The sequence below is a fragment of the Micromonospora sp. NPDC050495 genome (assembly GCF_040655175.1).
In the GTDB taxonomy this organism is placed as follows: Bacteria; Actinomycetota; Actinomycetes; order Mycobacteriales; family Micromonosporaceae; genus Micromonospora.
Genome location: NZ_JBFAJK010000001.1, coordinates 490,060 through 505,062 on the forward strand (window position 1 = coordinate 490,060; position 15,003 = coordinate 505,062).

Below are 15,003 nucleotides of genomic sequence, written 5' to 3' on the forward strand. Positions count from 1 at the left end.
CGCCAGGAGGGAGAGCAACCGATGGCCGGACAGCCGAGCGCCGTCGTGGGCGCCGCACCCACCGAGGCCGCGCTGCTCACGTACTGCGACGACGCGACGGGGGAGCGGAGCGCGCTGACCGCGCACCAGCTCGGCGACTGGGCGGGCCGCTGCGCCGCGCTCCTGCGCGACGGCTGCGGGCTGCGCCCCGGCGACCGGGTCGCGGTGCTGCTGCCGCCGCACTGGCGTACCGCGGCGGTGTTGATCGGGGCCTGGTCGGTGGGGCTGTCGGTCTCGTTCCGGCCCCGCGCCCTCGCCGGGCTGCCGGTGCTCGAACCGGGCGCCGACCGGCCGTACGACGCGGTGTTCGTGACCCCGGAACGCCTCGACGACTGGCTGGAGGACGTGCCCGACGGGACGCACCGCTACCTGGTCGGCACCGGCGCCGAGCCGCTCGCCGAGGTGCCGCCGGGCTGGCTGGACTGGTCCGCCGAGGTGCTGCGGCACCCGGCCGCCGCACCCGACCTCGCCGCCCTCCAGCCGAGCGACCCGGCCAGCCCGGACGGCACCAGCTACGGCGAGTGGGGCGCGCTGGCCAAGGCGGTCGCCGAACAGCTCGACCTGCGCGCCGGGGACCGGCTGCTGGTCGACGTGGCCGAGCACGAGCAGCCGCTCAAGTGGCTGCTGGCCCCCCTCGCGGCCGGCGCGTCCGTCCTGCTCTGCGCCAACCTCGACCGGGCGCGGCTGGACGCCCGCATCGCCGCCGAGCGGGTCACCCGGGTGCTGTGACCTCGTCGCTGCGGCATATTCATGCCTCAGCGGCATATCTGCCGCGAGCATCATGCCGCCCAGCCGTCCGCCTGGTGAGCGGAGGCAAACGGCGGCGGGCGGCCCCCGGCGCGAGACCGGGCACCGGGTCCCAGTGCGTTTCGGCCACCGCGCGGGGGGCGTCCCGGCACCCAGTGATCCCCTACGATGCCCGGGAAGCGCAGTGCAGACGGGGAGGCAGCATGGCCGACTTCACAGTGGACCCGGAGGACGTCCGGACGCACGGCCGGACCATCGGCACCACCATCGCGGACGACTACGCGCTCGCGGCCGACGAGCTGGCCCGCGACGGGGCCGTCGACGCGCCCGGGTTCGGTCTCGCCCTGTCGCCGGTGGAGGCGCTGTACATCCAGCGCGTCGACTTCCTGGTCAAGGACGTACGCGGGGCCGCGGACGTGTGCCGGCAGATCGGCTCGAAGCTGGGCGTCGTCGCCGACCAGTACGAGCGCGCCGAGGACCTGCACGTCGGCGGGTTCGGCGGCACGCCCGCGACGATGACCGGCTTCGGTGACGCGTACGGCCGGACCGGCACCGCGCAACTGGCCACGGACCCGGCGGTGCTCGGCACCGCCACGATGGCCGCCACCATCACGCTGGCCGAGATCGGCGCGGTCATGGGCGGCATGTCGGCCTGCGCCGCGCTCTGCCCGACGTTCATCATCGGGGTGGCCGCCGCCGCGCTGTTCGTGGCGAACCCGGTCGGCATCGCCCAGTCCGGCGCCGACCTGATGCGGCACGGCGACAACCTGCAGAAGGCGCTCAACGCGAACTTCGACAAGATGTGTGCGGCGGCCACCGGCACCTGGAAGGGCGAGGGCAGGGACAACTTCGTCATCATGGCCACCAAGCTCAAGGGCCACCTGGACGAGCTGGGCGCGTACATCCGTACCCTCGGGGAGGCGCTGCACTCCCTGGAGATCGCCCTCGGCGGGCTGTGGATCGCGCTGGGCGCGATGACCGTGCCGTTCCTGACCTGGCTGATCGCGATGCGCGCCGCCGAGCTGGTGCCCGGCGCCGCGGTCGTGCTGGAGCCGATCATCGAGGCCGCCGGGGCGGCCGTGGCCGGCTCGGTCACCACCATGGTCGCGGCGGTGACCGCGCTGGGCGGCCTGGTCCTGGCGGTCATCAACGGCCTGGCCAAGGACTTCCTGAAGCTGATGGCGCTGCCGGACGACGGCGCGGCCGGCACGCCCGACCTGACCGAGTTCCGCGTCGGCGAGAACTTCGCCTGACCGGGAAAGAGGAGACATCGTGATCGACCCGGACGCCCGACGCCGCATCGAGGGCATGGCCGAGCAGGCGAACCGGTTCGCCGGCCAGATCCAGGACCTCACCGGCGAGGGCACCGACGACACCGGACTGGTGCGGGCGACGTGCGGCGCGAGCGGCCGCCTCGTCGACATCGAGCTGGCCGCCGAGACCCGGCGGATGCAGACGTACGAGCTGCGCGAGGCGATCCTCGCGGCCACCGGCCGGGCCGCCGACGCGGCCAGCGCCCGGCTGGCTGAGGTGGTCGCCGAGATGACCCGGGGCGCCGCCGACGGGTTCGGCACCGACGCGGTACGCCAGGCCCGGGAGCAGGTCGCCCAGTACCAGCGGCTCGTCGACGCGCAGCGGGAGAAGCTGGAACAGCTGCGCGGCAACCTCGGCCGGTCATGAGCGCCGTCGCGCCGGAGCTGCGCCTGCGGCGGCCCCTGCTGCGGATCCTCGGCACGCTGCGGCCGATCCGGGCCGGCTACCAGGCCCGCCCGGTGACCGCCCTGGGGCTGGTCGGCCTGATCGTTGCCGGCGTCCTCACCCTGCTGGTGACCGCGCCGCTGGCCGGGCAGGTGCCGTGGCTGCCTTTCGTGGCCGTACCCGTGGTGGTGCTGCTCGGTCCGGTGGCGTACCTGCTGCTCACCGTCGCGGCCAGCACCTGGTACGGCTACGGCGCCGGCCACCCGATGCTGGTGGTCGCCGACGGGGAGGTGCGCGGCCGGCTGCGCGGCGTGTGGGCCGACGAACTGGCCGACGCCGACCCCGCCGACCCGGACTGGTGGGACCTGCGGCTGCCGGCCGGCGCGCTCGCCGGGGTACGGGTGGACCGGGACCGCCCTGGCGGCCCGCTCCTCGTCCTCGACGTGCCGCCCACCGTGGCGGAGGCGCTGACCGCCGGCGACGGCACCCGCAAGCTGGCCGGGCACTGGCGGGACCGGGTGGGCAGCCCGGCCGCCTGGCAGGTGGGACTCTACGAGGGACGGTTCGGCGGGGAGCGGCGGCTGCGGGCCCTGCTCGACGCGCTCGCCGCCGCCGGCGCCCCCCGACCCTGACCCGCCTGCTGCCGGCGCGCTGCGATCCTGGCTCGCCGTTCCCAGGTGCCCCGCGACCCTGACCCGCCCGCTGCCGCCGTGCTGCGATCCTGACCCGTCGTTGCGGGTCGGCGGGCCCGGCCGCGCCGAATCCGGTTGACACTCGCCGGCCCCGCAGGGCCTACTGCCCCGGGCGCGCCGACGCGCCGGCCGGTCCTCGGCCGGTTCTCCCGGCGGGCGGAAGGAACGGGCGGACGTGCTGACCTGGCAGGAACTCGGCGAGGAACACCTCCCGGCGCTGACCGCACTGGCCGAGGCGTGCCTGGCCGAAGACGGTGGGCTACCGCTGTTCACCGACCCGCCGCTGCTGCGGGCGCGACTGCTCCAGACCCGTACCCTCGCCGCCTGGCACGGCGGTGACCTGGTCGCGGCGGTCGGGGTCGGCACCGGGCGGACGCCGGCCACCAGCACCGGCCTGGTGCACCCGGCCTGGCGCGGGCAGGGTCTCGGCGGCCGGCTGCTGAGCTGGGCCGGCGAGCAGGCCGGCGACGCCGACCTGCTGCTCACCACCGAGTTGTGGAGCCCGGACGCGGACGCCCTGTTCACCGCGCGCGGCTACGAGCGGACCTTCACCGAGTGGGTGCTCCGGCACGACCTCACCGCCCTCCCCGAGGTCGCCCGCCCTGACGGTGTCACCACCGAGCCCGCGACGCTCGACGCGGAGCTGTTCGAGACCTACCGGGCGAGCTTCGCCGACCGCCCCGGCTTCGCCGAGCCCGACGCCGACGAGTGGCTGGGCGACCTGGGCGACGACGACGGGTACCGGCCGGACCTGTCGCTCGTCGCGCGCGGCCCCGACGGTGCCGCCGTGGGGTTCCTCACCGTCATCGACACCTGGATCGACCAGGTGGGCGTGGTCCCCGGCTGGCGGGGGCGGCGGGTCGGGGCGTACCTGGTGGCGCGGGCGCTGCGGGGCCTGGCCGCCGACGGGGCGCGGGAGGCGTGGCTCTGCGTCAACGACAACAACCCGGCGGCGGGCCTGTACCGGCGGCTCGGCTTCCAGGACGCCGGCCGCCGCGCCCGCTACCTGCGCACCCGCCGCTGACGGTGCGCGCCGCGCTCACCGCCCCCTCGCGCACCGCGCACCCGGCGTGGTCGGCTCAGGCGCTCGGGTCGTGGGTGGGGATGATGCGGACCTGGTTCCGGACGGCGTGCAGCCGGTGCAGGGTACGGAAGGCCTCGTCGCGATCGTCGTCGGCGAGCCAGCCCGGGTACGGCGCCTTCTGCCGGACGTGTTCGATCTGCAGCCCGTGCCACGCGGCGTCCCCGGCGACCAGCACCGGCCCGTCGGAGGTACGCAGCAGCACACCGGCGCTGCCCGGCGTGTGCCCGGCCAGCTCCACCATGAGCACGGACCCGTCGCCGAGCAGGTCGTGACTGCGTTCGAAGGTGAGCACCGGCGGCCCTGTCAGCTCGTAGCTGTCCAGCCGGCGGTCTCGCAGCGCGGCCCGGACGCCGCCCGCCGGTGCGGTGTCGCCGGACATCATCCAGTCCCGCTCCCGCTGACGCACCATGACCGGCAGCCCGGGCAGGTCGAGCAGCCCGCAGACGTGGTCCCAGTGCAGGTGGGTGGGGAGGGCGAAGTCGATCGTGTCGGCCGGAATGCCGGCCCGGTCCAGCGCCGTCGTGGTCGGCAGCACCTGGTAGCGCGGCCGCACCGCCGGCCGCAACGTCCACGGCAGGTCGGCGATCACCCGCTCGCCGACGTCGGTGCAGACGGACGGGTCGAGCAGCACGGTGACCTCGGGATGCCGGATCACGTACGTGGTCAGGGCGTTGCCGACCCGGCGCGGTCGCCGGACGGCCTCGGCGATCAGTGGTGTCGGCACCGACCGCACCGTCTGATCCAGTGCGATCAGCTCGACCTCAACATCTCCGCGCGGGATGCCGGCGTCGGACAGCCCGGCCAGGAAGCGCCGATCGACCGGACGCGGCCGGAGCATGCGATACGGCACCGCCGCCAGCGCGCCGGCCGCCACCGCGGCCTCCCGGACCGTCTGGATCATGAACGTCCCCCTCTTGCCCTGTCGCGTCATGCGGTGTGGGCTGCACCGTAGAAGTTCAGGTCGACCTGAAGTCAATCCGGAAGGAGCCGGCGTGACGACGTGGCGAATCGGAGACGCGGCAGCGCTGGTCAACGTCCCGACGCACGTGCTGCGGCACTGGGAGGAGGTCGGCGCGCTCGAACCGGCCCGGCTCGCCAACGGGCACCGGAGCTACGACGACGAGACGATCACGCGGGCGCGGCTGATCCGGCTCTGCCAACGGGCCGGCATGTCACTGGCCGAGATCCGCGACCTGTATCGCGGCGACGGCGAGCACCGCGCCGCGCTGGTGCGGGACCGACGGGACCGGATCGCCGACCAGATCGGCCGGCTGCACGCCGCGCAGGACTTCCTCGATCACGTACTCGCCTGCGCGCACCCGATCGTGTCCACCTGCCCCGAGTGCAGCAGCTTCGCATCCGACGCAGTCCAGTCAGAGGAAGGGGTTTCGTCCACCCGACGCGACGACTGACGAGGTCGGCGGCAACGCGCTCCTGCTGTAGAGGCCGCGGCCCGCTACCCCGTCCCGCCGCTGGCAGCGCGGTCAGCGGCGGTGCAGCCACGGCGCGCGCCGCGCGCACCCCGAGTTGTGCTCCACCGGCAGCCCGCACCGCCCGCCGTCGTCCGGCAGCGGCCGGTCACAGAAAACCCAATGGCGTACGCACTGCTCGTCCTCGGCCGACACGGTCACCCCGCCCGGCTCGACCCGGGCGCTGAAGTGGGCCAGCACCCGAGCGGCGGTACGCGCGAAAATCCGGGCCCGATGCAGGTCGGGGGCGGTGACCGGCAGGTGGATCACCCAGCGGCCGGTCATCGGTAGAGGCGGTTCGCCGACTGGGCGCTCTGCCAGGCGCGTAGGGCGTTCTTGATGCGCAGGTTCTCCTCCTGCACGGCGCGCAGGCCGGTCTGCGCGACGGTGAGTTCGTCGGCGACCTGGTGCAGGAAGGCGCGGATCTCGACGGGGTCGAGGCCGCGCCGGCGGACGTTGAAGCAGCGCTCGCGGACCTGCCACGGTCGGAGCGGCTGGCTTCTCCTGGCCTCTGCGATCGGCCGTCTCTCGTTGCGTCGGCCCACCAGCCGACGGATCAGGTTGCGCACGGGGGGACCGCCCTTCGTCGGGTCGCGTCGACGTGTGGTGGGGCGGCCTCCGCCGGGTTGCCGCCGGCGGAGACCGCCCTGCCCTGCGGCCTGTTCACGGGTACGGCGGCAGGGCCGCGCCGGGGGAGCGCGGAGGGTGTGAAGTCTCGACGGCGATGCGAGACCGGTACGAGAGGCGCCAACCGACCGCAACAGCACCGCATCACCGAGAGCGACGCTATTGCCACCGAGTCACCTATGTCAAGCATGTCTCTGAGTCAGCTGCCCACCTATGTCACCCGTGCTACGTGCGTTGCCTCTGCCGAAGCTGTTGATCGATACTGGGCGGGCCAACCGACTGCAAGGGGCCTGACGTGCCTATTCCGCCCACCATGGACGAGCTGCTCGACGATCTGCTGAGAAAGATCAAGGACGGGACCTATCCCCCTGGCTCCCAGCTTCCGTCTGGGCGGGAGATGGCGGACGCGTACGACGTGTCGCAGTCCACGATCAGTCGGGCGGTGGCGAGGCTGCGGGAGCAGGGTGTGCTGGTCGGCCGCCCGGGTCGCGGCGTCTTTGTCGCAGAGTCCCGGCGCCGCTGACGGCCACATCTGACGATTGTCTGCCACGGCAGTCAGCCGATGACCATCAAGCAGACGAGGAGCCACGGCGGGTCCGGGCATGATGTCCTACTGCAGGCCGCCAAGCGCAATAGCCAAGGTACCGTGTGCACTCTCGTGACCAGGTGTGTGGACAGCTAAGCTTTGGCGCGTGCGTCGCCTACCGAGCAACCTCCCGGCCCCCGTAGTCAACCTAGTGCGGTGGACCGACGCCAACCAGGGTAAGCCCCTCCCTGCGAGCCTAGTCCCAGGTGCGAGTGAAGACGAACTGAGCCGACTTTCCGCGCTCGGTGCGGTAGCGAAGGCCCTAGCTCCCCGTGCTGTTCGGCATTGGCCCTCTCCGCTAATTGAATGGGCAACCGAAGCCCTGCCTACTCCGGACCGTCAGCTGGTTCAATCAATACGCGAGTCATTCGGTTCCGACCTCGACGTTCTGGCGGAAGCGTATCAAATCCTGGTAACCGGAAAGAATCGTCGGCGGCTGGGCACCTTTTTCACGCCCCCCGCAATCGTTCGCTACATGATTGGCAACATAGGTTCAATACTTCGAGACCGGCCATCTTACATTATTGATCCGGGTGCCGGCGTCGGTGCCTTCACGGTGTCAGCCAGACGGGTTTGGCCAACGTCCACCACTATCGCTGTCGACCTCAATGTCGTAACGCTTGGGTTGCTGGCAGCGCGAGCAGCTTCTCGTGAAGTGGGGGAGCTAGCCAAGAAGCAAGGCCGGGTTGATCTTGTTGTTCAGAACTACCTTGACTGGATTAGCCAAGGCTGGCCGGAACTGAAGGGGCCGCGACTCGTCCTGGGCAATCCGCCCTACACGCGCAATCAGCAAATGACTGCGGACGAGAAGGTGCGAGCACGAGAAGCTGCTGGCCACCTGGTGACGAGCGGATTGGCGGGCCTCTCGGCATACTTCCTCGCTGCAACCATCAACGCTTTGAGCTCAGACGACTCGCTATGCCTATTGCTGCCGGGCTCCTGGTGCGAGACGCGTTATGGCCGCGAGTTGCGAAGTTGGCTGTGGCATTCGCGCAGGCGACGAATCGAGATCGATCTCTTCCCTAGCAAGGTAGAAGTATTTCCGGGAACCCAAGTAACGGCAATGATTCTTTCTGTTGGCGCAGAACAAGGATCGAGCCAGCCTTTCATTTCTCGCGCAGTTGACTTGGCAGACGATAACGGGCGCCAAACCGTGGTCAGAAACTCTGAAGCGATAATCGATCGCAATGGCCCCTGCCCCCCCTCCTTTACGCGACTAGCTACTAGTAAGAGTATGAAGGTGCAGACGGTCCGGGGCCTAAGTCTCGGTAGCGTTGCCAAGATCCGTCGTGGAGTGGCAACCGGCTCAAACCGCTTCTTTTTCCTCTCTGACGGAGAACGGTTGCTCGAAGGTTTGCCTGACAAGGCCCTACGGCCTGCCCTCGTCAAGGCTTCTCACTGCCCCTGGGACACCTTGGACCTCGAAGCCCATGAGGCCATAGGTTCAGCAGGGGCGCCTCGATGGCTCTTGGATATGAACTCCTGTGATGCGGCGGAGACGGATGAAGACCTAAAGGTATACCTGGCAAAGGGAAGATCACTGGGGGTGCATAAAACTCATCTCGCGCTACAACGCAAGATCTGGCATACGGTCGAACTCGTAGCTACCCCCGACATATTCCTGGCTCCAGTCGGAAAGGGTCATCACCGTGTGATCCTCAATGAGGCGGGCGTGGTTGGCAGCAACAATTTGTACGGAATTTATTTGGGCCCGCTAGCGCCGTGGAGCCCGCGGGAACTCGCAGCATGGCTCCGAAGTGGAGACGGACAACAGGCCCTGAATGGCATGTCGCGCCAGTACCAGGGAGGGTCATCTAAACTCGAACCTCGGTCGCTCCGCAATCTCCTAGTGCCCGTGGAATAAGCCCATACTCCGCTCGCTGCCAACCTGAGCATGACGAGCCGAACAATGGATTGAGGTGAGGTCGGTGGCGGGGTTCAGTGTAGATACCCACTTGTTGAGAGAGCTCGGTGAGCTCCTTGTCGGCCGTGACAGCACGGCAATCCTCGAGCTCATTAAGAATGCATATGATGCTGACGCAACTGAGGTCATCCTTCATGCAAGCGGCTTAGGGTCAGGGCAAGCTGTGTTGCGAGTCGTGGACAACGGGAACGGAATGACGTATGACCGTTTCCAGACGGCCTTCTTGCGAATTGCCGGCCGCGACAAAGAGGGTGCAATCCGTCGCTCACCGCTTTACGGTCGTCGTTATACGGGACAGAAGGGGATTGGCCGGTTGGCGGCACACAAGCTTGCCGCATCGTTGAAGGTTGTTAGCGCTCCTCGATCCATGATGCCGGGAAGTGCTAGTGAGGGTGTCTACGCTCTGCTCGATTGGGATTTAATTGAGCAACAAGACACGCTTGACGAATTGAGCGAAGGTCTCCATACAGAGCGTCTGCCCCCCAAGACTTCGACGCCGATGGGTACGTTAATCGAACTCCAACGCCTGCGGTCCCGATGGACCGACCGGCAGCTGGCGATATTTGTGTCGGAGTTGAAGACGTCGCAACCCCCGGAAGCCCTTGCTGACCCTGGGTGGGTCCCCGGAACCATTGCTGGAACTAACCTGATTTCTGCTCCCCTCATCAGGGACGTGTCTGCAGCAGATCAGGGTTTTCAAGTAAAACTAAGCGGCGACCTCGACACTGGAGACGATCTCTGGGATAAGGCCAGCGAGAACTTTGAATGGCTGGTCGAGATTGAGGCGTTAGGCGATACGGTGCGATACCAAATTGCGCCGCTTGCCTCGTATGCTAAGAGGGAACCGGCCGCTCGCGCCTACTACTTCGAAAAGGCCTATCCCGGCAGGGATCGGCCGAGGTTCCAAGCCAGAATCTTCACCAACCCGAACTCAAGCACTCGGCGGGGCCCTCTCGCAGGGTTTGTCAGATCGAACGCTGGCGTACGTGTTTACCTCGAGGGATTTAGAGTGTTGCCTTATGGGGAACACGGTGACGACTGGCTCGGCGTCGACCGAGATTACAGGTCCGGCCCTCGGTTCTACACAATTGACGTAGACCAGAACGTCAGTGATGAGCTTGAGGTTGATCGCCGGGAAGCGCTTTCAGCGACGGGAAATATTGGCTATTTCGGCGCGGTGTTCCTGACTGAGGACCGAACCGGCGGACTCATGAGCCTAGTCAATCGCGAAGGATTTATTCCGAACGCTACGTTCGAGGCCCTCGTGGAACTCGTGAGGACGGGCGTGAACCTCAGCGTAAGAGTACGGCGTGCCGTGGCGAACCAGATTGCGGAGAGAGAACGCCGATTTGCGGAGACGCAGGTCGCGCAGGCTGCCCAGGATGAATCGTCGTCGTCGCAAGGGTCGGACCGCCAAGCGGAGCACCGGATACCGGCCGACCAACCGGATCTGTCACGTCAGCCTCCACCTCCTATGGAGGCTCCGGGCTCGGGTACGCCACCGTCTGCCGTCCTAGTCCCTACTTCTTCCGAGGTCATGGCCAAGGCAGCCATCAGCGAGGCGCAACGGATTGCTGAAGGCCTGCGAACGTCCGCTCTTCCGGCCGCCGACGCCAGCTCGTTGGAGAAGCTTATTGCAGGCTTCACGGTCGCGGCAGCAGAGCTTGAGCGGCTGCGAAGTCTGCAGCCGGATCTGCGAGTGTTGGCGAGCGTGGGCCTTCAGCTAGGCGCCTTCGTGCACGACGTCAATGGGATGCTTGGGCAGGCAAGTACGGTCAAGCAGCTTCTCGAACCATTGATGTACGACCAGACGTTGAATAAAACGCAGTCGCAAAGGATTAGGCGGGTTGGGCGGGCTCTTGACGAGCTGACGCATTCCCTCGCCAGGCAAAGCAGCTACCTGACTGATGTGCTAGTTACCGACCCACGCCGCCGCCGCTCCCGACTAAAAATTAAGGACCGTCTGGCCGTAGTGCAGCGCCTTCTGCATGGTCAGCTGGCGCGACTCGACGTGACGATTGAGGATCTTCTCGATTCTGATGCCGCCACACCGCCGATGTTTCCGGCCGAGGCGGGCGTGCTACTTACAAACCTATTGACGAATGCGGTCAAGAATGCGGGTAGCCCAGGTCGAGTACGTGTCGAGGGCAGAGTGCTAGGGCGGAGGGGACTGACGCTGCTCGTGCACAACACTGGCGTGGCGGTTGATCTCACGGAGGCTGAACGATGGTTTCTGCCCTTCGAGAGCACCACTACCGAGGTTAACGAAGTTTTAGGACAAGGCCTTGGTCTCGGTCTTCCCATTACAAGGGCACTTGTGGAAGACTATCGAGGCACAATTAGCTTCGTCGAGGCTCCCCCCGGCTTCGCCACGAGCGTACGCGTGGACCTTCCTGACCCCCAGGAGCGATGATGCAAGCCAAGTGGCCCCAAATGCCTACTGCGGCCGGTAGAGCCCAGCTGCCTCTCGTGGTAATTATCGACGACGAGGATCAGTCTGCATTTGCAGAGGTACTGCAGGATGAAGGGATCGACGCTCTTTCGCTTCACCCCGATGACCTCGACGGGGATATTTTGGCAAGGGCTACCACCGTGGTAGTTGACCAATATCTCGACCACTGGCCGGGTCGCAACGGATACTCTGTTCCTTTTGCTCTGAAGGTTCCGGATGGTCTCAGCTTAGCCTCAGTACTTCGTTCTCATGTAGAGGCTAGCGGAGCCCGAAAAGGGCCACCGGTTGATGCTGTCTCCTTCGTGCTGCGAACGGGCGAGGCTGAAAAGATTGGCGCCGGGCTGCCGAGGGCCGCCAGAGAGTACTTGCTCGCTGCTCAGTATAACCTTGAGTGGGTATTTGATAAGAGCTACCTGCCGGAACTGGGAAGACCATCCGCCGCCGCGCGGATTGCGCAGTTGGCGAATGCTACAGCTAGCCTCTCGTCGGACTGGGGTCCGGATTCAGGCGATCCGGGATTGCGTTGGCTAGGAGTTCCGGATGCCGATTGGTCTCGCGACGCACGATGGCAGGTGGAGCAATGCAGGCCTCCCCAGCATGTTGTTGCACAGCGGACGGCAGGCCGAGCTTGGCTTCGTTGGTTTCTTCACCGGATTCTTCCCTTCCCAACCTTCTTGATCGATGAGCGCAAACTGGCTACGTCGTTAGGTCTTACGAGGAGAGCGCTGGAAGAGGTGCTGAACTCGAACAGCGATCTAAGGTCTAAGTTGGATGGGGTTCGCTATGGTGGGCCGCTCGATACATTTATGGGCGCGCGCTGGTGGAGGGCGGGGGTCAGCCATGCCATCCATGACATGCTTCAGGAGTGCGGGCTCGACGACGAACTCGACCTTGCCAGCGTCGGATATGCGGCTTCTTCGCTTCACGGAACTCCGCTGTCATGTCTTGACATCGAGGATCCGGTTATGGAGATAGGTGCGGACTACTCGGTCTCGGATGATCCCATTTCGGCATCGGAAGCCGTCCGCCTCCAGCCCGACGATTGGCCGCCCTACGCGGATGAGCCTTGGGCGCATAGGAAGTACCTAGAGCCGGCGGGCGATCCGGAACTCATGGCGCTAGTGGTGTCCGTGGACCGTTGGCAATTGAGGGAAGATTCCGTAAAGGGTGAAGCTTCTCGATCTCCCTCTTCGTTGGCCGCAGACGGCGAGGTTGGGAGCGTGGAATGAGGCATGGGCAGTCCCAAAGACGCGCGATCAGGATCACCGAATCGACTGCGTATGTGGCCGACACGGGACCTCTTCTCTGTCTCGGGCACTCTAAGGCTTTGCGTGAACAGGTCCAACGCCGGTGTGAGTCGCGTACCCACTGGGTAGACGCGGTGCGGCAGGAGCTTGCCAAGCATGCCAAGGGTCGCGACGCAAAAGGGCAAGCTGCTAAGTACTTCGATGGTCCTGATTGTGGCTGGCTCATTATGGCGCCTCCCGTACAGCCTCAAGAGATCCGAGTTTTGGAGGCGCTTCTAGAGCGACTGAAGGAGCTTGAGCTAGAGAAAGCTCAACGATTGGGGCGCCGAGCAAAGTCCCACCCGAAGGCCAATCTGGGGGAAGCTGAAAGCATCCTCCATGCAATTAGACACGGTCATGCATTCTTGGCTCATGACAACACCGCCAAACGAGTAGCCTGGGACGCCGGGCTTCAGGCGGGTACGATCGTCGATGTCGTTAAGTGGATGGTTTCGCGAGGGGCAAATGCTTATCAGCTCGCGGAAGAACTCAAGGAGTTGCAGGCGGTCAAAATTGATACGGGCTTGTGGATAAACAGTGTACTGGACTTGACCCCTGCGCCGCGTTAGTTGGCCGCTGTTTAGCCTACCCGTGACAGGGCGACGCACATCGGCAGGACGGATCGCGTGCGACATACTTACGCGTGGGGTGTTAGCTGCTCAGTCGATCGTTGGCAGCCTCGGTCCCAGGACGTCGTCCGCGTCCACGATCGTGTACGCGTACCCCTGCTCGGCGAGGAACCGCTGCCGGTGCGCCGCGTACTCCGTGTCGATGGTGTCCCTGGAGACCACCGTGTAGAAGTGCGCCTGCCGCCCGTCGGCCTTCGGCCGGAGCACCCGCCCCAGCCGCTGTGCCTCCTCCTGCCGCGACCCGAACGTCCCCGACACCTGGATCGCCACCGCCGCCTCCGGCAGATCGATCGAGAAGTTCCCCACCTTCGAGATGACCAGGGTCTTCACCTCACCCGACCGGAACGCGTCGAACAACCGCTCGCGTTCCTTGTTGGTGGTCGACCCCTGCACGATGGGCGCGTCCAGGTACTCGCCGAGCTGGTGCAACTGGTCGATGTACCCGCCGATGACGAGCACCTGCTCGTCGGGGTGCCGGTTGACCAGTGCCCGCACCACGGGCAGCTTCGTCCGGGCGGTCGCGGCCATCCGGTAGCGCTCATCGGCCTCGGCCGTCGCGTACGACAGCCGCTCGGCGTCCGTCAGCGTGACCCGTACCTCGATGCACTCGGCCGGGGCGATCCAGCCCTGCGACTCGATGTCCTTCCATGGCGCGTCGTACCGCTTCGGGCCGATCAGGCTGAACACGTCGCCCTCCCGGCCGTCCTCGCGTACCAACGTCGCGGTGAGGCCCAGCCGGCGGCGGGCCTGGAGGTCCGCGGTGAACCGGAAGATCGGCGCGGGCAGCAGGTGCACCTCGTCGTAGATGACCAGACCCCAGTCGCGGGCCCCGAACAGGTCCAGGTGGGTGAACGCGCCGCCCTTGCGGGAGGTGAGCACCTGGTACGTGGCGATGGTGACCGGGCGGATCTCCTTGCGCTCGCCCGAGTACTCGCCGATCTCCGCCTCGGTCAGCGAGGTGCGGGCGATCAGCTCCCGCTTCCACTGCCGGCCCGCCACGGTGTTCGTCACCAGGATCAGCGTGGTCGCCTTCGCCTCGGCCATCGCCGCCGCGCCCACCAGCGTCTTGCCGGCGCCGCAGGGCAGCACCACCACCCCGGACCCGCCGGCCCAGAACGCCTCCACGGCCTCCCGCTGGTACGACCGCAGCGTCCACGGCTTGCCGCCGTCCTTGCCGGCCTCGGCCAGGTCGATCTGGTGTGCCTCGCCGTCCACGTAACCGGCCAGGTCCTCGGCCGGCCAGCCGAGCTTGAGCAGCGCCTGCTTGAGCCGGCCCCGCTCGGACGGGTGCACCTGGATGGTGTCGTCGTCGAGCTTCGGGCCGAGCATCCCGGCGAGCTTCTTGCTCTTGGCGACCTCGATCAGCACCATCCGGTCCAGCGCCCGCAGCACCAGGCCGTGCGCCGGGTCGTTGGCGAGCTGGAGCCGGCCGTACCGGTCCATGGTCTCGGCCACGTCGACCAGCAGCGCGTGCGGCACCGGATAGCGGGAGTACTTGATCAGGGTGTCCACCACGCCCTCGGCGTCGTGGCCCGCGGCCCGGGCGTTCCACAGACCCAGCGGCGTCAGCCGGTAGGTGTGTACGTGCTCGGGGGAGCGTTCCAACTCGGCGAAGGGGGCGATGGCCATCCGGCACGCCTGCGCGTCCGGGTGGTCGATCTCCAGCAGCAGGGTCTTGTCCGACTGCACGATCAGTGGTCCACCGCTCACGCCAGTGCCCTCTCCCTCGCCCGGCCCGGGTCGCCCGCACCCCGGCTGACCTGCCGAAGG

Annotated in this window: 15 protein-coding genes; 11 read left to right on the forward strand and 4 right to left on the reverse strand. The window is 67.1% G+C overall.

Going from position 1 to position 15,003, the window contains the following annotated elements; genetic code table 11:
* Nucleotides 1-21 precede the first annotated feature (21 nt).
* The 5 genes from AB0I11_RS02370 to AB0I11_RS02390 all read left to right on the forward strand — a co-directional run bounded on the left by AB0I11_RS02370 (nt 22) and on the right by AB0I11_RS02390 (nt 4,200).
* The gene (locus AB0I11_RS02370) at nt 22-768 is read left to right on the forward strand and encodes a TIGR03089 family protein (RefSeq protein ID WP_357309321.1); all 747 of its coding nucleotides are present in this window, start codon (nt 22-24) and stop codon (nt 766-768) included.
* Between the two features lie 221 nt (nt 769-989).
* A complete protein-coding gene (locus tag AB0I11_RS02375; RefSeq protein ID WP_357309324.1) occupies nt 990-2,039 on the forward strand; it encodes a hypothetical protein in 1,050 nt (349 codons plus the stop codon).
* A 19-nt stretch (nt 2,040-2,058) separates the two neighbouring features.
* Nucleotides 2,059-2,466 carry a YbaB/EbfC family nucleoid-associated protein gene (locus AB0I11_RS02380; protein ID WP_357309328.1) on the forward strand — a complete coding sequence of 136 codons (408 nt, stop codon included), beginning with the start codon at nt 2,059-2,061 and terminating at the stop codon, nt 2,464-2,466.
* Nucleotides 2,463-3,116 carry a hypothetical protein gene (locus tag AB0I11_RS02385; protein WP_357309332.1) on the forward strand — a complete coding sequence of 218 codons (654 nt, stop codon included), beginning with the start codon at nt 2,463-2,465 and terminating at the stop codon, nt 3,114-3,116. The genes AB0I11_RS02380 and AB0I11_RS02385 overlap by 4 nt, the downstream gene beginning before the upstream one ends.
* Before the next feature lie 235 nt (nt 3,117-3,351).
* Nucleotides 3,352-4,200 carry a GNAT family N-acetyltransferase gene (locus AB0I11_RS02390; protein WP_357309335.1) on the forward strand — a complete coding sequence of 283 codons (849 nt, stop codon included), beginning with the start codon at nt 3,352-3,354 and terminating at the stop codon, nt 4,198-4,200.
* A 55-nt stretch (nt 4,201-4,255) separates the two neighbouring features.
* Here the strand turns inward: AB0I11_RS02390 and AB0I11_RS02395 are convergent, their stop codons facing one another.
* Entirely contained in the window at nt 4,256-5,161 is a 906-nt protein-coding gene (locus tag AB0I11_RS02395; protein WP_357309340.1) for an MBL fold metallo-hydrolase, read from the reverse strand.
* 91 nt (nt 5,162-5,252) lie between these two features.
* Here AB0I11_RS02395 and AB0I11_RS02400 point away from each other — a divergent pair, with 91 nt between their 5' ends.
* Nucleotides 5,253-5,672, forward strand: a complete 420-nt coding sequence (locus AB0I11_RS02400; protein WP_357309344.1) for a MerR family transcriptional regulator — start codon at nt 5,253-5,255, stop codon at nt 5,670-5,672.
* A 72-nt stretch (nt 5,673-5,744) separates the two neighbouring features.
* Here AB0I11_RS02400 and AB0I11_RS02405 read toward each other — a convergent pair whose 3' ends face one another.
* Together AB0I11_RS02405 and AB0I11_RS02410 are read right to left on the reverse strand one after the other, a co-directional pair.
* Nucleotides 5,745-6,014, reverse strand: coding sequence for a hypothetical protein (locus tag AB0I11_RS02405; protein WP_357309348.1), 270 nt, complete (start codon nt 6,012-6,014; stop codon nt 5,745-5,747).
* Nucleotides 6,011-6,277, reverse strand: coding sequence for a DivIVA domain-containing protein (locus AB0I11_RS02410; RefSeq protein WP_357310279.1), 267 nt, complete (start codon nt 6,275-6,277; stop codon nt 6,011-6,013). Before AB0I11_RS02410 ends, AB0I11_RS02405 begins: the two co-directional genes overlap by 4 nt.
* A gap of 392 nt (nt 6,278-6,669) precedes the next feature.
* On the opposite strand from AB0I11_RS02410, the gene AB0I11_RS02415 reads away from it, so the two are divergent.
* The 5 genes from AB0I11_RS02415 (at nt 6,670) to AB0I11_RS02435 (ending at nt 13,173) form a co-directional block, all read left to right on the forward strand.
* Nucleotides 6,670-6,879: a winged helix-turn-helix domain-containing protein gene (locus AB0I11_RS02415; protein ID WP_357310284.1), complete on the forward strand. Its 210-nt coding sequence runs from the start codon at nt 6,670-6,672 to the stop codon at nt 6,877-6,879.
* Between the two features lie 538 nt (nt 6,880-7,417).
* A complete protein-coding gene (locus AB0I11_RS02420) occupies nt 7,418-8,806 on the forward strand; it encodes an Eco57I restriction-modification methylase domain-containing protein (RefSeq protein ID WP_357309353.1) in 1,389 nt (462 codons plus the stop codon).
* A 64-nt stretch (nt 8,807-8,870) separates the two neighbouring features.
* Complete coding sequence (locus tag AB0I11_RS02425; RefSeq protein WP_357309356.1) at nt 8,871-11,279, forward strand: ATP-binding protein; 2,409 nt, start codon at nt 8,871-8,873, stop codon at nt 11,277-11,279.
* 56 nt (nt 11,280-11,335) lie between these two features.
* Nucleotides 11,336-12,547: a hypothetical protein gene (locus tag AB0I11_RS02430; RefSeq protein ID WP_357309359.1), complete on the forward strand. Its 1,212-nt coding sequence runs from the start codon at nt 11,336-11,338 to the stop codon at nt 12,545-12,547.
* Nucleotides 12,548-12,699: 152 nt separating this feature from the next.
* On the forward strand, nt 12,700-13,173 hold the full coding sequence (locus tag AB0I11_RS02435) for a hypothetical protein (protein ID WP_357309363.1): 474 nt from the start codon (nt 12,700-12,702) through the stop codon (nt 13,171-13,173).
* 90 nt (nt 13,174-13,263) lie between these two features.
* On the opposite strand, the gene AB0I11_RS02440 is transcribed toward AB0I11_RS02435, so the two are convergent.
* Nucleotides 13,264-14,943, reverse strand: a complete 1,680-nt coding sequence (locus AB0I11_RS02440; protein ID WP_357309366.1) for a DNA repair helicase XPB — start codon at nt 14,941-14,943, stop codon at nt 13,264-13,266.
* Nucleotides 14,944-15,003: the final 60 nt, after the last annotated feature.